The sequence below is a fragment of the Rhizobium sp. CNPSo 3670 genome (assembly GCF_057784555.1).
In genome coordinates, this window is the sequence record NZ_JBXSOL010000057.1 from 1 (window position 1) to 17,993 (window position 17,993).

14 protein-coding genes and 1 tRNA gene are annotated in these 17,993 nt (G+C 59.5%); 1 reads left to right on the forward strand and 14 read right to left on the reverse strand.

What is annotated here, in order from left to right; all coding sequences use genetic code 11:
- Positions 1-66 precede the first annotated feature (66 nt).
- The 3 genes from fusA to rpsL all read right to left on the reverse strand — a co-directional run bounded on the left by fusA (position 67) and on the right by rpsL (position 3,116).
- Complete coding sequence (gene fusA, locus AC13QO_RS28695; protein WP_085777820.1) at positions 67-2,166, reverse strand: elongation factor G; 2,100 nt, start codon at positions 2,164-2,166, stop codon at positions 67-69.
- A gap of 29 nt (positions 2,167-2,195) precedes the next feature.
- Positions 2,196-2,666, reverse strand: a complete 471-nt coding sequence (rpsG, locus tag AC13QO_RS28700) for a 30S ribosomal protein S7 (RefSeq protein ID WP_004669085.1) — start codon at positions 2,664-2,666, stop codon at positions 2,196-2,198.
- 78 nt (positions 2,667-2,744) lie between these two features.
- Positions 2,745-3,116, reverse strand: a complete 372-nt coding sequence (gene rpsL / locus AC13QO_RS28705) for a 30S ribosomal protein S12 (protein ID WP_003547537.1) — start codon at positions 3,114-3,116, stop codon at positions 2,745-2,747.
- 496 nt (positions 3,117-3,612) lie between these two features.
- Here rpsL and AC13QO_RS28710 point away from each other — a divergent pair, with 496 nt between their 5' ends.
- A complete protein-coding gene (locus AC13QO_RS28710) occupies positions 3,613-3,906 on the forward strand; it encodes a transcriptional regulator (protein ID WP_085777819.1) in 294 nt (97 codons plus the stop codon).
- Between the two features lie 100 nt (positions 3,907-4,006).
- On the opposite strand, the gene rpoC is transcribed toward AC13QO_RS28710, so the two are convergent.
- The 11 genes from rpoC to AC13QO_RS28765 all read right to left on the reverse strand — a co-directional run.
- Complete coding sequence (gene rpoC, locus AC13QO_RS28715) at positions 4,007-8,215, reverse strand: DNA-directed RNA polymerase subunit beta' (RefSeq protein ID WP_085777818.1); 4,209 nt, start codon at positions 8,213-8,215, stop codon at positions 4,007-4,009.
- Positions 8,216-8,401: 186 nt separating this feature from the next.
- Positions 8,402-12,541, reverse strand: a complete 4,140-nt coding sequence (rpoB, locus tag AC13QO_RS28720) for a DNA-directed RNA polymerase subunit beta (protein WP_488542613.1) — start codon at positions 12,539-12,541, stop codon at positions 8,402-8,404.
- 259 nt (positions 12,542-12,800) lie between these two features.
- Positions 12,801-13,184 (reverse strand): 50S ribosomal protein L7/L12, encoded by a 384-nt coding sequence (rplL, locus tag AC13QO_RS28725; protein WP_011424974.1) that lies wholly within the window; start codon positions 13,182-13,184, stop codon positions 12,801-12,803.
- 56 nt (positions 13,185-13,240) lie between these two features.
- Positions 13,241-13,759 (reverse strand): 50S ribosomal protein L10, encoded by a 519-nt coding sequence (gene rplJ / locus AC13QO_RS28730; RefSeq protein WP_183706679.1) that lies wholly within the window; start codon positions 13,757-13,759, stop codon positions 13,241-13,243.
- Between the two features lie 331 nt (positions 13,760-14,090).
- On the reverse strand, positions 14,091-14,792 hold the full coding sequence (gene rplA / locus AC13QO_RS28735) for a 50S ribosomal protein L1 (protein WP_011424973.1): 702 nt from the start codon (positions 14,790-14,792) through the stop codon (positions 14,091-14,093).
- 4 nt (positions 14,793-14,796) lie between these two features.
- Positions 14,797-15,228 (reverse strand): 50S ribosomal protein L11, encoded by a 432-nt coding sequence (gene rplK, locus AC13QO_RS28740; RefSeq protein WP_009985507.1) that lies wholly within the window; start codon positions 15,226-15,228, stop codon positions 14,797-14,799.
- A 176-nt stretch (positions 15,229-15,404) separates the two neighbouring features.
- Positions 15,405-15,935 (reverse strand): transcription termination/antitermination protein NusG, encoded by a 531-nt coding sequence (gene nusG / locus AC13QO_RS28745; protein ID WP_007791989.1) that lies wholly within the window; start codon positions 15,933-15,935, stop codon positions 15,405-15,407.
- Between the two features lie 17 nt (positions 15,936-15,952).
- Positions 15,953-16,153: a preprotein translocase subunit SecE gene (secE, locus tag AC13QO_RS28750; protein WP_085777815.1), complete on the reverse strand. Its 201-nt coding sequence runs from the start codon at positions 16,151-16,153 to the stop codon at positions 15,953-15,955.
- A gap of 194 nt (positions 16,154-16,347) precedes the next feature.
- Positions 16,348-16,423: transfer RNA gene (locus AC13QO_RS28755), tRNA-Trp, on the reverse strand.
- 165 nt (positions 16,424-16,588) lie between these two features.
- Positions 16,589-17,482, reverse strand: a complete 894-nt coding sequence (locus AC13QO_RS28760) for an NAD-dependent epimerase/dehydratase family protein (protein WP_488542614.1) — start codon at positions 17,480-17,482, stop codon at positions 16,589-16,591.
- 192 nt (positions 17,483-17,674) lie between these two features.
- Positions 17,675-17,993: hypothetical protein (locus AC13QO_RS28765; protein ID WP_488542615.1), on the reverse strand; the 319-nt coding region annotated here is incomplete at its 5' end.

Sequence of the window (17,993 nt, forward strand, 5' to 3'; positions counted from 1 at the left end):
TCGGCTCTCCGTTTTGCTAGTCCCCGAGGGGGTCTAATTCTTGTTATCGGTCAATTGGTATTCCGGTCACTTCTGACCGGAATACTTTGCCTGGATTTCGGTTGCGACGTTCGACGGGACCGGCGCGTAGTGATCGAAGGTCATCGTGTACTGAGCACGGCCCTGCGACATGGAGCGCAGGTTGTCGACGTACTTGAACATGTTGGCCAGCGGAACGTTGGCGCTGATGACAACCGCAATACCACGGCTTTCCTGACCCTGGATCTGGCCACGGCGGGAGTTGAGGTCGCCGATAACATCACCGACATAATCTTCCGGGGTGACGACCTCGACCTTCATCATCGGCTCGAGGAGCTGAGCGCCGGCCTTCTTGGCTGCTTCACGGAAGCAAGCGCGAGCAGCGATTTCGAACGCCAGGACCGAGGAGTCGACGTCGTGGAAGGCGCCGTCGATAAGCGTCGCCTTGACACCCAGCATCGGGAAGCCAGCCAGCGGACCGGAAGACAGAACGCTTTCGATGCCCTTCTGAACGCCCGGGATGTATTCCTTCGGAACGGCACCGCCGACGATCTTGGATTCGAACTTGAAGTCTTCGCCTTCCGGGTTCGGTTCGAAGATGATCTTGACGCGTGCGAACTGGCCGGTACCACCGGTCTGTTTCTTGTGCGTGTAGTCTTCTTCGGTCTGGCGCGTGATGGTTTCGCGGTAAGCAACCTGCGGCGCACCGACGTTTGCTTCGACCTTGAACTCGCGGCGCATGCGGTCGACGATGATGTCGAGATGCAATTCGCCCATGCCGGCGATAATCGTCTGGCCGGATTCCTGGTCCGTCTTTACGCGGAAGGACGGGTCTTCAGCTGCCAGGCGGTTGAGCGCGAGGCCCATCTTTTCCTGGTCGCCCTTGGACTTCGGCTCGATGGCGATCTGGATGACCGGCTCGGGGAATTCCATGCGCTCGAGGATAACCGGCTTCAGCGGATCGCAGAGCGTATCGCCAGTGGTGGTTTCCTTGAGGCCGGCGAGAGCAACGATGTCGCCTGCGAAGGCTTCTTCGATGTCTTCACGCGAGTTGGAGTGCATCTGCAGCATGCGGCCGACGCGCTCGCGCTTGTCCTTGACCGTGTTCAGAACCGAAGAGCCCTTTTCGAGCTTGCCGGAATAGATGCGTGCGAAGGTGAGCGAACCGACGAAGGGGTCGTTCATGATCTTGAACGCCAGCATCGAAAGCGGCTCGGCGTCGTCTGCGTGACGCTCGATATCAGCTTCGGTCTTGAAGTCGATGCCCTTGATCGCCGGGATATCGAGCGGCGACGGCAGGTAGTCGACGACGGCGTCGAGCAGCGGCTGAACGCCCTTGTTCTTGAAGGCGGTGCCGCAGAACATCGGATGGAACTTGACGTCGATGGTGCCGCGGCGAACGAGTTCGCGGATCTTGTCGTTGTCGGGCATGTTGCCTTCAAGGTAGGCTTCCATCGCAGCTTCGTCGATCTCGACAACCGTCTCGATCAGCTTTTCGCGATATTCTTCAGCCTTGGCCTTCAGGTCATCCGGGATTTCGACGACGTCCCACTGGGCGCCGAGCGATTCGTCGCGCCAGATCAGGGCGTTCATCTCGACCAGGTCGACAACGCCCTTGAAGTCGCTTTCAGCGCCGATCGGCAGCTGCATGACGACGGCGGTGGCGCCGAGGCGGGTTTTGATCATCTCAACCGAGCGGTAGAAGTCAGCGCCGGTCTTGTCCATCTTGTTGCAGAAGATCATCCGCGGAACATGATACTTCTCAGCCTGGCGCCAGACGGTTTCCGTCTGTGGCTCAACGCCGGCGTTGGCGTCGAGCAGCGCGATGGCACCGTCGAGAACGCGCAGCGAACGCTCGACTTCGATGGTGAAGTCGACGTGGCCGGGAGTGTCGATGATGTTGAAGCGGCGCATCTTGCCGTCACGGCCCTTCCAGAAGGTCGTGGTGGCAGCAGAGGTGATCGTGATGCCACGCTCCTGCTCCTGCTCCATCCAGTCCATGGTAGCTGCGCCGTCGTGGACTTCGCCGATCTTGTGCGACTTGCCGGTGTAGTAAAGGATACGCTCGGTAGTCGTGGTCTTGCCGGCGTCGATATGCGCCATGATACCGAAATTGCGGTAGTCTTCGATCTTATATTCGCGAGCCATTGTGGACTGCCTTTCGATACCGTTCGGAATTACCAGCGATAGTGCGAGAACGCGCGGTTGGCGTCAGCCATCTTGTGCGTGTCTTCGCGCTTCTTGACGGCGGAGCCGCGGTTGTTGGACGCATCGAGCAGTTCGCCGGACAGACGGTCGATCATGGTGGTTTCGTTGCGCTTGCGGGCAGCGGCAATCAGCCAGCGAATGGCGAGAGCCTGGCGGCGCTCCGGACGGACGTCGACCGGAACCTGGTAGGTCGCACCACCGACGCGGCGCGAGCGGACTTCAACGTGCGGGGCAATGTTGTCGAGCGCAGAATGGAAAACCGAAAGCGGCTCCTGCTTGGACTTGCCCTGGACGGCGTCGAACGCACCGTAGACGATGTTTTCAGCAACGGACTTCTTACCATCGAGCATGATGGCATTCATGAACTTGGTCACGACGAGGTCACCGAACTTCGGATCCGGATTGATCTCGCGCTTTTCTGCTTTATGACGTCTGGACATACTTTTCGTCTCTTCAACCGTTAAGGCGCTTTATCACGCGGAGGACCTCGCGCAGCGCCGGATTATTCAAAATCCGAATTACTTCGGACGCTTCGCACCGTACTTGGAGCGACGCTGCTTGCGGTTCTTGACACCCTGGGTATCGAGAACGCCGCGGATGATGTGATAACGGACACCCGGAAGGTCCTTTACGCGGCCGCCACGGATCATGACGACGGAGTGTTCCTGAAGGTTGTGACCTTCGCCGGGGATGTAACCAATGACTTCGAAGCCGTTGGTCAGGCGGATCTTTGCGACCTTACGCAGAGCCGAGTTCGGCTTCTTCGGCGTGGTCGTGTAGACGCGCGTGCAAACGCCGCGCTTCTGAGGGTTCTCCTGGAGAGCGGGAACCTTATTACGCTTTACGTTCGCCTGGCGAGGCTTGCGGATCAGCTGGTTTACGGTAGGCATTCAACCATCCCTTACGTTTATCTCAGTACCCTTGCGGGCTTGAACTCACGCCGTCTCCGGCAATGTCGCATGCTTTCCGTCAATGCGCAAAATATGGCCCGATCCGCTTCCGCAGATGGACCACAAGGAGCAGAGGACGCATAAAAACCTGCGTCATGCGTGCAGCATCATGACTTCAACGTGCGTTTAGAACCTTGTTTGAGGTGAATTTCAGGGCGCGTCGCCCCGAACAGCCAAGCCTCACATGGGATCTGATGGGCGGGGTACTACTGGTTTCCACCCGTTCCGTCAAGGCCAGTTAAGAAATAAACTTGGCCGCATCACCTTGATATGCGGGCCGAACGCCCTGTTTTCATCCTTCTAGACGCATTCAGGGACGTGCGCCAAGATAAAAACTTGGGCCTTGCAGCAAAAGCGGTTAAGGAATCAGCGATTGCGGCGTTAGGTCCTCTCAGCGGATTCGACAATGCGAATCTCCAGGAACCGAGGACAGGCGATGATCACGACACCTGATAACGACAATAATTTCGACGGGCCGATGATCTTCATCATCATCGGCAAAGGCTATGAGTCCGAGGCCAGCGAAGGCATCGACCTGCACATCCTGCTGAAGGCGCCCGATGACGACACCGCCGTGCGCGAAGCCTTGAACGCTCTTGCCGAGGAGGGTTTCATCGAGGCCGATCTCGACCAGATCGGCATGCTGACCGAAATTCCGGCGGAAGAGCCGCACGCCTCGGCGTATCAGGGTGCGGTTGATGGCGAGGTCGCGATCATCCGGTTCAACTGACGGGAACGCCCTCCCTCCCCCGATCAATTAGAGGCTAGCACAAACGAAAACCGCCCAGATCGCTCCGGGCGGTTTTCAATTCGTGGACCTCAGCTGCGGATTATTCCGCAGCCGGGGCGTTCTCGGCCATGTCCTGCAGCATCGGAGTGGCGACCGCTGCCCCAGTGCCCTTGCGGCGCTCTTCGAGGATGAGCTCGTCGCGCGACGTGGCGATGCGGCGGATCTGGGTCATGGTGCCGCCGGTGCCGGCCGGGATGAGGCGGCCGACGATGACATTTTCCTTCAGCCCCTGCAGGCCGTCGGTTTTGCCGGCGATAGCAGCTTCCGTCAGCACCTTGGTCGTTTCCTGGAAGGACGCGGCCGAGATGAAGGACGGGGTCTGCAGCGACGCCTTGGTGATGCCGAGAAGGACCGGCTCGCCGCTGGCGGGCTTCTTGCCCTGCTCGATCAGGTGGTCGTTGACGTCCTCCAGCTCGATCCGGTCGACGTTGTCGCCGACGATGTAGGTCGAGTCGCCTGCATCGGTGATCTCCACCTTCTGCAGCATCTGACGGACGATCACTTCGATGTGCTTGTCGTTGATGACGACGCCCTGCAGACGATAGACTTCCTGGATTTCGTTGACCAGGTAGGAAGCGAGAGCCTCCACGCCCTTGATCGCCAGGATGTCGTGCGGAGCCGGGTTACCGTCGAGGATGTAGTCACCCTTTTCGATATAGTCGCCGTCCTGAAGGTGGAAGGGCTTGCCCTTCGGGATCAGGTATTCGACAGGCTCGACACCGTCTTCCGCCGGTTCGATGATGACGCGACGCTTGTTCTTGTAGTCGCGGCCGAGGCGGATCGTACCATCGATCTCTGCGATGATGGCGTGGTCCTTCGGACGGCGCGCTTCGAACAGTTCGGCAACACGCGGCAGACCACCGGTGATGTCCTTGGTCTTGGCGCTTTCGAGCGGCGAACGGGCGAGAACGTCACCCTGCGAGACTTTCGTGCCCGGCTCGACCGACAGAATGGCGTCGACCGAGAGCAGGAAGCGGGCGTCACCACCGCGGGACAGCTTCGCGACATTGCCGCTGGCGTCCTTGATGACGATCGCCGGCTTGAGGTCCGAACCGCGCGGGGTCGAACGCCAGTCAATGACCTGACGCTTGGTGATGCCGGTGGATTCGTCGGTCGCTTCCAGAACCGAGAGACCATCGACGAGGTCTTCGAACTGAACGGTACCGGCAACTTCCGTCATCATCGGACGGGTGTAAGGATCCCACTCCGCCAGGCGCTGCCCGCGCTTGACCTTGTCACCTTCGTCAACGTGCAGCTTCGAACCGTAGGCGACACGTTGCGAAGAGCGCTCGACGCCACGCTCGTCCAGGATCTGGACGGTCATGTTGCGGCCCATGGCAACGAGGCTGCCTTCGGAGTTGCGCAGCACGTTGCGGTTCTTGATCTGCACCGTACCTTCGTACGAGGCTTCCAGGAACGACTGGTCGACCACGGTTGCCGTACCGCCAAGGTGGAAAGTACGCATGGTGAGCTGGGTTCCCGGCTCGCCGATCGACTGAGCGGCGATGACGCCGACGGCTTCGCCCATATTGACCGGCGTACCGCGCGCGAGGTCGCGGCCATAGCAGACCGAGCAGACGCCCGTCTGGATTTCGCAGGTCAGCGCCGAGCGGATGCGGATCGACTGGATACCAGCCTTCTCGATCTCGATGACATCGGGCTCGAGGATCATCTTGCCGGCATCGACGATGCGCTCGCCCGTCACCGGATGATCGATGTCGTCAAGCGCCGTGCGGCCGAGGATACGGGCGCCGAGCGAAGCGACGACCTGGCCGGCATCGACGATGGCGGTCATGGTCAGGCCGGTTTCGGTGCCGCAATCGACGTGCGTGACGATGCAATCCTGCGCGACGTCGACAAGACGGCGGGTCAGGTAACCGGAGTTCGCGGTCTTCAAGGCGGTGTCTGCCAGACCCTTACGGGCGCCGTGCGTCGAGTTGAAGTACTCGTTGACGGTCAGGCCTTCCTTGAAGTTGGAGATGATCGGCGTCTCGATGATTTCACCCGACGGCTTGGCCATCAGGCCGCGCATGCCGCCCAGCTGGCGCATCTGGTTCGGAGAACCGCGGGCGCCGGAGTGGCTCATCATGTAGATCGAGTTCATCGGCTTCTGACGGCCGGTGTTCTCGTCGAATTCGACCGCCTTGATGCGCGCCATCATTTCTTCGGCGACCTTTTCGGTCGCCTTGCCCCAGGCGTCGACAACCTTGTTGTACTTTTCGCCCTGGGTGATGAGGCCGTCATTGTACTGCTGCTCGTATTCCTTCACCAGGTTTTCGGTGTCGGCAACGATCTTCGCCTTGGTGGCCGGGATGACCATGTCGTCCTTGCCGAACGAAATGCCGGCGCGGCAGGCATGGGCGAAGCCGAGCTGCATGATGCGGTCGCAGAAGATGACCGTGTCCTTCTGGCCGCAATGGCGATAGACCGTGTCGATCATCTTGGAGATGTTCTTCTTGGTCATTTCCTGGTTGCAGATGTCGAAGGGCACCTTGCCGTTCTTCGGCAGCAGTTCGCCGATAAGCAGACGGCCGGGCGTCGTCTCATAGATCTTGGAGTAGGGCTTGCCATCCTCGCCGATCGACTTGAAGCGGCCGCGGATCTTGGTGTGCAGCGTGACGACCTTGTTTTCCAGCGCGTGATGCAGCTCGCCGAGATCGGAGAAAGCCATGCCTTCGCCCGGTTCGTTCTGGTTCAGGATCGACAGATAGTAGAGGCCGAGAACCATGTCCTGCGAGGGAACGATGATCGGCGCGCCGTTTGCCGGGTGCAGGATGTTGTTGGTCGACATCATCAGCACGCGGGCTTCGAGCTGGGCTTCGAGCGACAGCGGCACGTGAACAGCCATCTGGTCACCGTCGAAGTCGGCGTTGAAGGCCGTGCAGACGAGCGGGTGCAGCTGGATTGCCTTGCCTTCGACCAGGGTGGGTTCGAAGGCCTGGATGCCCAGGCGGTGCAGCGTCGGTGCGCGGTTCAGGAGAACCGGATGTTCGCGGATGACCTCGTCGAGGATATCCCAAACTTCCGGCTTTTCCTTTTCAACCAGCTTCTTGGCCTGCTTGACGGTCGAGGAGTAACCCTTGGCGTCCAGGCGGGCATAGATGAACGGCTTGAAGAGCTCGAGCGCCATCTTCTTCGGAAGACCGCACTGATGCAGCTTCAGTTCCGGGCCGGTGACGATGACCGAACGGCCGGAATAGTCGACGCGCTTACCGAGCAGGTTCTGACGGAAGCGGCCCTGCTTACCCTTCAGCATGTCGGACAGCGACTTCAGCGGGCGCTTGTTGGCGCCGGTGATGACGCGGCCGCGGCGGCCGTTATCGAAGAGCGCGTCGACAGATTCCTGCAGCATGCGCTTTTCGTTGCGGATGATGATGCCCGGAGCGCGCAGTTCGATCAGGCGCTTCAGACGGTTGTTACGGTTGATGACGCGGCGATAGAGATCGTTCAGATCCGACGTCGCGAAACGGCCGCCGTCGAGCGGAACGAGCGGGCGCAGATCCGGCGGGATGACCGGAACGACCTTCATGATCATCCATTCCGGACGATTGCCTGACTCCATGAAGTTCTCGACGATCTTCAGGCGCTTCATCAGCTTCTTCTGCTTGAGATCCGATGTCGTGTCGGCAAGCTCGGAGCGCAGATCGCCGGCGATCTTTTCGAGGTTCATCGAGGCCAGCATCTCGTAGATCGCCTCAGCGCCGATCATCGCGGTAAACTGGTCTTCGCCGTATTCGTCGACGGCGAGCATGTACTCTTCTTCCGTCAGGAGCTGGTGCTCCTTGAGCGCGGTCAGGCCGGGCTCGGTGACGATGTAGTTTTCGAAATAGAGGACGCGCTCGACATCCTTCAGCGTCATGTCGAGCAGGGTCGAGATGCGCGACGGCAGCGACTTCAGAAACCAGATGTGGGCAACGGGAGCGGCGAGCTCGATATGGCCCATGCGCTCACGGCGAACACGCGACAGCGTGACTTCGACGCCGCACTTTTCGCAGATGATGCCCTTGTACTTCATGCGCTTGTACTTGCCGCACAAGCATTCGTAATCCTTGATCGGGCCAAAGATGCGTGCGCAGAACAGACCGTCTCGTTCCGGCTTGAACGTACGGTAGTTGATGGTTTCCGGCTTCTTGATCTCACCGTAGGACCAGGAGAGGATCTTCTCCGGAGACGCGATCGAAATCCGAATGGAATCGAAATTCTGTGCAGGCACCTGCGGATTGAAAAGATTCATGACCTCTTGGTTCATGCCTGTCTCCTTCATGGGCTAAAGCGCCCTCAAAATGCGATGGCCGGCGGCAATTCCCGGGAGCCGCCTCCCTCGCTTAAACGAGAATAACCGCAAGATGCGGCGAAACTTCCCTTCCGGGCCGACAGATGCGGCTCCCGGCGGGACCGGCGTGCGCCGCATTGGCAGCGCACGCCCTATCAATGTTTACTCGGCCGCGTCCGGCAGCTGGGTTGCCTGCGCTTCGTCGAGCTTGGTGTTCTCGAGCTCGACGCTGAGGCCCAGCGAGCGCATTTCCTTGACGAGAACGTTGAAGCTTTCCGGAATACCGGCTTCGAACGTGTCGTCTCCGCGGACAATGGCTTCGTAGACCTTGGTGCGGCCGGCGACGTCGTCCGACTTCACCGTCAGCATTTCCTGCAGCGTATAGGCGGCGCCATAGGCTTCGAGCGCCCAGACTTCCATTTCGCCGAAGCGCTGACCGCCGAACTGCGCCTTGCCGCCCAGCGGCTGCTGGGTCACGAGCGAGTAAGGGCCGATCGAACGGGCATGGATTTTGTCGTCGACCAGGTGGTTGAGCTTCAGCATGTAGATGTAGCCCACGGTCACCTGGCGGTCGAACTGCTCGCCGGTACGGCCGTCATAAAGTGTCGACTGGCCGGTGTCCTTGAGACCCGCCAGACGCAGCATGTCGTTGACGTCACCTTCGTTGGCGCCGTCAAAGACCGGCGTTGCGATCGAAACGCCGCGCTTCCACTGGTCGGCGAGACGCAGAACGGACTCATCGTCGAAGTCCTGGACCTGTTCGGCCTTGGGACCGTCGCCCACGACATCGCCAATGGTCTTGCGCAGTGGCTCGATGTTGCCATTGGCTTTATACGCTTCGATCAGTTCGCCGATCTGGCGACCCATGCCGGCGCAAGCCCAGCCCAGGTGCGTTTCCAGGATCTGGCCGACGTTCATGCGCGAAGGCACGCCGAGCGGGTTCAGAACGACGTCGACATGCGTACCGTCTTCGAGGAACGGCATGTCCTCGACAGGCACAATGCGCGACACCACGCCCTTGTTCCCGTGACGGCCGGCCATCTTGTCGCCCGGCTGGATCTTGCGCTTCACGGCGACGAAGACCTTGACCATCTTCATGACGCCCGGAGGCATTTCATCGCCGCGCTGGACCTTCTCGACCTTATCCATGAAGCGCTGTTCGAGGCGCGACTTGGACTCGTCGTACTGGCCGCGGAGCGCTTCGAGTTCGCTCTGCACCTTCTCGTCCTCGACGGCGAACATCCACCACTGCGAGCGGGGATATTCGGAGACGACGGCGTTCGAAAGCTCGGTGCCCTTCTTGAAGCCCTTCGGACCGGCAATCGAGACCTGGCCGCGCAGCATGTCGATCAGACGACCATAGACGTTACGGTCGAGGATAGCCTGCTCGTCGTCACGGTCCTTGGCGAGACGCTCGATCTCTTCGCGTTCGATCGCCATCGCGCGCTCGTCCTTCTCGACGCCATGGCGGTTGAAGACGCGAACTTCGACGATCGTGCCATAGGTGCCGGGCGGCATGCGCATGGAGGTGTCGCGCACATCGGAGGCTTTTTCGCCGAAGATGGCGCGCAGAAGCTTTTCTTCCGGCGTCATCGGGCTTTCGCCCTTCGGCGTGATCTTGCCGACGAGGATATCGCCCGGCTGAACCTCGGCGCCGATATAGACGATGCCGGCTTCGTCGAGGTTCTTCAGCGCTTCTTCCGAGACGTTCGGAATATCGCGGGTGATTTCCTCGGGGCCGAGCTTGGTGTCGCGCGCCATCACTTCGAATTCCTCGATGTGGATGGAGGTGAACACGTCGTCGGCAACGATGCGCTCAGAGAGCAGGATCGAGTCTTCGTAGTTGTAGCCGTTCCAGGGCATGAACGCGACGAGCGCGTTGCGGCCGAGCGCCAGGTCGCCGAGATCGGTCGACGGACCGTCGGCGAGAATATCGCCACGGTTGACGACGTCACCAACGGTGACCAGCGGACGCTGGTTGACGCAGGTGTTCTGGTTCGAACGCTGGAACTTCTGCAGGCGGTAGATATCGACGCCGGACTTGCCGGCTTCGAGGTCCTCCGTGGCGCGGATAACGATACGCGTCGCGTCGACCTGGTCGACGACGCCGCCACGGCGGGCGCCGATGGCGGCACCGGAGTCACGCGCGACGACCGGCTCCATGCCGGTGCCGACGAACGGCGCTTCGGCACGCAACAGCGGCACGGCCTGACGCTGCATGTTCGAGCCCATGAGGGCGCGGTTGGCGTCGTCGTTTTCCAGGAACGGGATGAGTGCCGCAGCAACCGAAACGACCTGCTTCGGCGAAACGTCCATCAGGTTCATGCTGTCGCGGGGCGCGAGCATAACTTCACCCGCGTGACGGCAGACGACGAATTCGTCGACGAAGGAACCGTCAGCGTTCAGTTCGGCGTTGGCCTGCGCGACGTAGTACTTCGCCTCTTCCATGGCGGAGAGGTAGAGCACGTCGTTCGTCACCTTGCCGTCGACGATGCGCCGGTACGGGCTCTCGATAAAGCCGTATTTGTTGACGCGGGCAAAGGTCGCAAGCGAGTTGATCAGACCGATGTTCGGGCCTTCCGGCGTTTCGATCGGGCAGATGCGGCCATAGTGGGTCGGATGCACGTCGCGGACTTCGAAGCCCGCGCGCTCGCGGGTCAGACCGCCCGGACCAAGGGCCGAAAGGCGGCGCTTGTGGGTGATTTCCGACAGCGGGTTGACCTGGTCCATGAACTGCGAGAGCTGCGAGGAGCCGAAGAATTCGCGGACGGCTGCGGCAGCCGGCTTGGCGTTGATCAGGTCCTGCGGCATGACCGTGTCGATTTCGATCGAGGACATGCGTTCCTTGATCGCACGCTCCATGCGGAGCAGGCCGAGACGGTACTGGTTCTCCATCAGCTCGCCGACCGAGCGGACGCGACGGTTGCCGAGGTTGTCGATGTCGTCGATCTCGCCCTTGCCGTCGCGCAGTTCGACCAGCATCTTGACCACGGCCAGGATGTCGTCCTTGCGCAGGATGCGAACGGTGTCCTCGACGGAGAGGTCCAGGCGCATGTTCATCTTGACACGGCCGACGGCAGAGAGGTCGTAACGCTCCGCATCGAAGAACAGCGAGTTGAACATGGCTTCGGCCGATTCCATGGTCGGCGGTTCACCCGGGCGCATGACGCGATAGATGTCGAACAGAGCGTCCTGACGGTTCTCGTTCTTGTCAGCCGATAGCGTGTTGCGGATATAGGCGCCGACATTAATGTGGTCGATGCCGAGAACCGGGATCTCGTCAAAACCGTTTGCGAGGATGACGGCAAGCGTCTTCTCGTCGATCTCGTCGCCGGCCTCGAGATAGATCTCACCCGTCGAGTAGTTGACGATATCCTCGGCAAGGTAGTTACCGTAGAGATCGTCGTCGCCGGCCTTCAGCGCCTTCAGGCCCTTATCGGAAAGCTGGCGCAGCAGGCGCGGCGTCAGCTTCTTGCCGGCTTCCACGACGACTTCGCCGGTATCGGCGTCAACCATCTCGGTAATTGCCTTGGCGCCCTTCAGCGTTTCCGGCTTGAAGGGAATGCGCCAGCCTTCGCCGTCGCGCTTGTAGAGCGCCTTCGTGTAGAAGGTGTCGAGGATTTCCTCGCCGTCCATGCCGAGCGCCATCAACAGCGACGTGACGGGGATCTTGCGGCGGCGGTCGATGCGGGCGTAGACGATGTCCTTGGCATCGAATTCGATATCGAGCCAGGAGCCGCGATAAGGAATGACGCGGGCGGCGAAGAGCAGCTTGCCGGAAGAATGGCTCTTGCCCTTGTCGTGGTCGAAGAAGACGCCCGGCGAACGGTGCATCTGCGAGACGATGACGCGCTCGGTGCCGTTGACGATGAACGTGCCGTTGTTCGTCATGAGCGGCATGTCGCCCATGTAAACGGACTGTTCCTTGATGTCCTTGATCGACTTTGCGCCGGTATCCTCGTCGATATCGAACACGATGAGACGGAGAGTGACCTTCAGCGGCGCGGCATAGGTCAGGTCGCGCTGGCGGCACTCGTCAACGTCGAACTTCGGTGGTTCGAATTCGTAAGATACGAACTCCAGCATCGAGGCGCCGGAGAAGTCGGTGATCGGGAAAACAGACTTGAAGACGGCCTGAAGGCCTTCGTCAGGGCGACCGCCCTTCGGCTCTTCAACCATCAGAAACTGGTCGTAGGACGCCTTCTGAACCTCGATGAGGTTCGGCATTTCTGCGACTTCGGGGATCTTACCAAAAAACTTGCGTACGCGCCTGCGACCATTGAACGAAAGGGTCTGAGCCATCGTCGCTCCTTCAAAAATTGCATCCGGGCCTGCAACGGACGGGAACCGATGGCCAGTCGACCCCGCCGATCAATGAGTAGTTCAACCTCGTCCCACCTCCCGAAACAGCCAGGCCGGATTGCCTTGGCGCTTCGGTTCGAGACCATGCTCTTGAAGAACCCATTACCCAAAAGCCGTTTTCACGCGGCTTTTGGGTAATTCGTTCAGGAAAACGGCAAATGGGAGGCAGTAAATGCCGCCTCCCACGTGCAGTTCAAGATTACTTGACGTCGGCCTTTGCGCCTGCGTCTTCAAGCTTCTTCTTGATGTCGGCGGCTTCAGCCTTGGAAACGCCTTCCTTGACAGCCTTCGGAGCGCCTTCGACGAGGTCCTTGGCTTCCTTGAGGCCGAGGCCGGTGATGGCGCGGACTTCCTTGATGACGTTGATCTTGTTGGCGCCGGCATCCGTGAGGATGACGTCGAACTCGGTCTTTTCTTCTTCAGCCGGAGCAGCTGCGCCGCCTGCAGCGCCGCCAACGGCAGCAACAGCTACCGGAGCAGCGGCGGAAACGCCCCACTTTTCTTCAAGAAGCTTCGACAGTTCTGCAGCTTCCAGAACGGTCAGCGAGGAGAGGTCTTCAACGATCTTTGCGAGATCAGCCATTTTCTAGTTCCTTTTGTTCGGTTCGAACTGTTGAGTATGTACAGCGAAAAACCGCCTTAAGCGGCTTCGTCCTTCTTGGCGTAGGCCGAGAACACGCGAGCAAGCTGGCTTGCCGGTGCTGCAACAACGCCTGCAATGCGGGTAGCCGGGGTCTGGATCATGCCCAGCAGCTTCGCACGCAGTTCGTCCAGCGAAGGCAGGGTCGCAAGCGACTTGACACCTTCGGCGTTCAGCGTTGTCGTACCCATGGCGCCGCCGAGAACCACGATCTTGTCGTTGGTCTTGGCGAAATCCATGACGACCTTCGGAGCGATGATCGGATCATTGCTGTAAGCAATGAGGGTCTGACCCTTGAAGAGATTGGAAATCCCTTCCGCTTCCGTACCCTGAAGGGCAATTTTGGCCAGGCGGTTCTTCGCGACTTTGACGGTGCCGCCAGCAGCGCGCATCTTCGAACGAAAATCGTTCATCTGTGCGACTGTAGCACCAGCATAGTGGGCCACGACAACCGAGCCCGAAGCCTTGAAGACTTCGTTCAGTTCCGTGACGAATTCGCGTTTTTCCGCTCTTTCCACTGCCTATCTCCAGTTGGCGGGACCGTTGGAAACGGACCCACCGGGTTGCCTTTTGCCCCCTGGGATCAAAAGAGATCCCAAGCGACGCTTGAGGATCCTGTCCCCTCGCGCTCCGCGCCAATCAAGGCTGAAGAGGCACAAGGCATCCAAGGCTCGAACCGAGTTCCAAGAAGCGAACTTCATGCAATTCGGGTCTTACCCGTCTCATGCAGGCCAAGTGATTAAGGGAAAACCACCTGCAATCTCGGACAGGATTCCGGATTTCTCCGGAATATTCCGGCCCCTTGCGAGGCCGGAAATTCAGCGACCGGGCCGAAGCCCGGCCATAAATTTATGCAGTCGGAGCCGCGGTGACCGAGCCGACTTCGATCTTGACGCCCGGCCCCATGGTCGAGGAAATCGCCACGCGCTTGACGTAATTGCCCTTGGCGCCAGCCGGCTTCGCCTTGATGACGGCGTCGGCAAAGGCGCGGATGTTTTCTTCCAGAGCCTTGGCGTCGAAAGAGGCCTTGCCAATGCCGGCATGGACGATACCAGCCTTCTCGACGCGGAACTCGACGGCGCCGCCCTTGGAAGCCTTGACGGCTCCGGCGACGTCCATGGTGACGGTTCCGACCTTCGGGTTCGGCATCATGCCGCGCGGGCCAAGAACCTTACCGAGACGGCCGACGAGCGGCATCATGTCGGGGGTGGCGATGCAGCGATCGAATTCGATCTTGCCGCCCTGGACGATTTCGACGAGGTCTTCGGCGCCAACGACATCGGCACCGGCAGCCTTGGCTTCGTCAGCCTTGGCGCCACGAGCGAAGACGGCGACGCGAACCGTGCGGCCCGTGCCGTTCGGCAGGTTGACGACGCCGCGAACCATCTGGTCCGCATGACGCGGGTCAACGCCAAGGTTCATCGAGACTTCGATGGTTTCGTCGAACTTTGCGACAGCCCGTTCCTTGACCATGCCGATGGCGGTCGTCAGAGCGTAGAGCTTGGTGGGATCAACACCTTCGTTGATCTTGCGTGTGCGCTTGCCTGCCATGGTCTTAACCCACCACTTCCAGGCCCATGGCGCGGGCAGAGCCCTCGATCATCGCCATTGCGCCTTCGATATCCGCTGCGTTCAGGTCCTTCATCTTAGCTTCCGCGATCGTCTTGATCTGAGCCTTGGTGAGGGTACCTGCCTTTGCGCCCTTGCCCGGGGTCTTGGAACCGGAGGTGATCTTCGCTTCCTTCTTCAGCCAGTAGCTGACCGGAGGCTGCTTCATCGCGAAGGTGAAGGACTTGTCCTGGTAATAGGTGATGACGACCGGAATCGGCATACCCTTTTCCATTTCCTGCGTGGCGGCGTTGAACGCCTTGCAGAATTCCATGATGTTAATGCCACGCTGACCAAGCGCCGGGCCGATCGGCGGGGACGGGTTCGCCGATCCTGCCTTGACCTGAAGCTTGAGCTGGCCTGCAACTTTCTTAGCCATATCTCTCTGCCTTTCATGAACGGCCGGTTGCCCGGCCCGTGATGCCGGATCGCTCCGGCGGCTGCGGTTGCGTGGTGCGGATCAATAGGGTCCGGCTAAGACCCCTCACCTTCCACGCGGATGCGGACTAGGTCCGCCGGAAACAGACCTAAAAAGGCCAGCCTCCAAATCTGCAATCAGACCTTCTCGACCTGAGCGTATTCCAGCTCGACCGGTGTTGCGCGGCCGAAAATCGACACTTCCACCTTCAGGCGCGAACGCTCTTCGTCCACATCCTGAACCGTGCCGTTGAACGAGGCGAAGGGACCATCGGAAACGCGGACCTGCTCGCCGATCTCGAAGGTAACGGATGCCTTCGGCCGCTCGACACCTTCCTGAACCTGGCCGAGAATACGCTCGGCTTCATAATCCGGAATCGGAACGGGCTTATTGTCGGAGCCGAGGAAACCCGTGACCTTCGGCGTATTCTTGATCAGGTGGTAGGCCTCGTCCGTCAGATTGGCGCGAACCAGGACATAACCCGGGAAGAACTTGCGCTCGCTATCGACCTTGCGGCCGCGACGCACTTCCACAACCTTTTCGGTCGGCACGAGGATCTTCTCGAACAGGTGCTCAAGCCCCTTCTGGCGAGCCTTGTTCTCGATGTCTTCAGCTACCTTCTTTTCAAAATTCGAGTACGCGTGGACGATGTACCAACGTGCCGCCATTTTCATCTCCACCCGTATCAGTTGCCGGTATTGAGCACGAAGCTCAGGACCCAGCCGATCAGCTGGTCAGCGGCAAAGAAAAACAGCGCGGCAAATACCACCATCACCAGCACCATGACCGTCGAGATCATCGTCTCGCGGCGCGACGGCCATGTGACCTTGGACGTCTCGGAGCGAACCTGCTGCAGAAACGCTAACGGATTGGATTTGGATGCCATCGACTGCCCACGCAATTACGGCGCGTAAAGCTGAAACTATCAGCCCCACGCACCGCGTGTCTGTTGAACCCTAAATAAACACCGATTCCCGAATGCACAAGAGGGAAACCGAAGTTTAACGAAATTAGTTGCCACCAATTGATCCCCAGTCCGGTATGCCGCGAGCAGCGCCGCGCTGTCCGTATCAGGGAAAATGGCAGGGGCAGAGGGGCTCGAACCCCCGACCTGCGGTTTTGGAGACCGCCGCTCTACCAACTGAGCTATACCCCTTCATGCCCATCCTTCAGCGCCGGGCCAAGACCCGCAAATCGCTGCCGAAATGCATGGCGCTCCCTTTAAGACGGCGACAGCGGATTGGCAAGCACGATTTTCGATTTTCAAAGCCTTCTGCTCATTTGCGAGCGTCCGCTTTTCGAGCGCGTAACCCGAAAGCATTCAGACCTTCACATATTTCCGCCAGTCGTGTTCTTCCTTGAAGCCAAGCACCTCGCGAATCTTGCGGTTGGAAAGCAGCCCCTCATATTCACCGATCTCGCGGGTGAACGGTACGTTGGGGAAGAATCGCTTCGCCAACTCCTTCGACGGCGTATTGGCCGAAACCGTGTCGTTAGCGGCATTGAAGACCTGGTAGCCAAGCCCGTCCTTGTCGATGCAGAGATGGCAGATCTTTCCCAGGTCGCGAGCGTCGATGTAGCTCCAGGTGATGCGCTTGCGCATCTCAGGATGGGCGAAATAGGTCGGAAACCTTTCATATTCGTGCGGCTCGATAACGTTGCCGATGCGCAGCGCATAGATGTCGAAGCCCGATCGTTCGGCAAAGGCGCGTGCCGTCTTTTCGTTGACGACCTTGGAGAGGCCGTAGGAATCCATCGGATTGACGTCGTAGTCTTCCTCTAGCGGAAACTGGTGGAAGTCGCGATGACCTTCGGCGAAACAGACGCCGTAGGTCGTCTCACTCGACGCGACGATGATCTTCCGGATCCCTAGCTTCACCGCCGCTTCTATGACATTGTAAGTGCCCATCACGTTGATGCGGAAGGTCTCGTTGTCCGGCTTGATCAGGATGCGCGGAATGGCGGCAAAATGCACGACGGCATCGAAAGGCTTGACACCCCTGCCCTCGTCGAGATCGGGAAAATCGCGATGCATCGACAGCGCGTTGAAGACCTGGCCGCTATCCGTGATGTCGGCGATGAGATTGGTGACGCCGGGGCTGTCCAGAGGCACGAGATCGAGGTTGTGAACCTCGTAGCCTGCATTGACGAGCCATGGCACGGCATGGCGACCTGCCTTGCCGGAACCGCCTGTGAATAGAATCCGCTTTTTCATGGAAATGTCCTCCGCATCATGAAACCGGAGGCATAGTTAGACGCTTCCGCGCGAAGAGCAAGCGAGCGTTCTGCGAGGTATATCACCCCGCCGCGCCAGGAGCACCCTATCCGGGAGCACCTGGCCAATTATTGCCTATCACCGCAGCCCCGTGCGATGAACTGGAAAGGTCGTCACTTGACGACGCTTACCTCATTGATCTGCACTCCGGCCGATTGAACAACCTCTTGCGGAATCGCAGCGATGAAAAACATCGTAAAAACATACATTGCGAATATCGTCGCAACGAATGTGGCCTTTGGAATCATCCCGACTCTCCTCTTTACAGGGAGGAGTCTGGACTAAAATGAGCCAATCACAACTGCTTTCTGAACGTGAGATGAACAAAATACTGTGACGAGCATCTTTAACGATATTTTTACAACACCTGTTAAACAGCATCGGATGCATCAAAAACGAAAAACCCCGCTGTTTCCAGCGGGGCCTTCCTGATTGTGGATAACCTGAAAGG

What these genes read in the sequence shown, in the direction of transcription:
- rplL (WP_011424974.1), bottom strand. Translation starts at nt 13,184, where the DNA reads ATGGCTGATCTCGCAAAGATCGTTGAAGACCTCTCCTCGCTGACCGTT.
- rplA (WP_011424973.1), bottom strand. Translation starts at nt 14,792, where the DNA reads ATGGCAGGCAAGCGCACACGCAAGATCAACGAAGGTGTTGATCCCACC.
- AC13QO_RS28760 (WP_488542614.1), bottom strand. Translation starts at nt 17,482, where the DNA reads ATGAAAAAGCGGATTCTATTCACAGGCGGTTCCGGCAAGGCAGGTCGC.
- nusG (WP_007791989.1), bottom strand. Translation starts at nt 15,935, where the DNA reads ATGGCGGCACGTTGGTACATCGTCCACGCGTACTCGAATTTTGAAAAG.
- rpsL (WP_003547537.1), bottom strand. Translation starts at nt 3,116, where the DNA reads ATGCCTACCGTAAACCAGCTGATCCGCAAGCCTCGCCAGGCGAACGTA.
- AC13QO_RS28710 (WP_085777819.1), top strand. Translation starts at nt 3,613, where the DNA reads ATGATCACGACACCTGATAACGACAATAATTTCGACGGGCCGATGATC.
- rpsG (WP_004669085.1), bottom strand. Translation starts at nt 2,666, where the DNA reads ATGTCCAGACGTCATAAAGCAGAAAAGCGCGAGATCAATCCGGATCCG.
- fusA (WP_085777820.1), bottom strand. Translation starts at nt 2,166, where the DNA reads ATGGCTCGCGAATATAAGATCGAAGACTACCGCAATTTCGGTATCATG.
- secE (WP_085777815.1), bottom strand. Translation starts at nt 16,153, where the DNA reads ATGGCATCCAAATCCAATCCGTTAGCGTTTCTGCAGCAGGTTCGCTCC.
- rpoC (WP_085777818.1), bottom strand. Translation starts at nt 8,215, where the DNA reads ATGAACCAAGAGGTCATGAATCTTTTCAATCCGCAGGTGCCTGCACAG.
- rplK (WP_009985507.1), bottom strand. Translation starts at nt 15,228, where the DNA reads ATGGCTAAGAAAGTTGCAGGCCAGCTCAAGCTTCAGGTCAAGGCAGGA.
- rpoB (WP_488542613.1), bottom strand. Translation starts at nt 12,541, where the DNA reads ATGGCTCAGACCCTTTCGTTCAATGGTCGCAGGCGCGTACGCAAGTTT.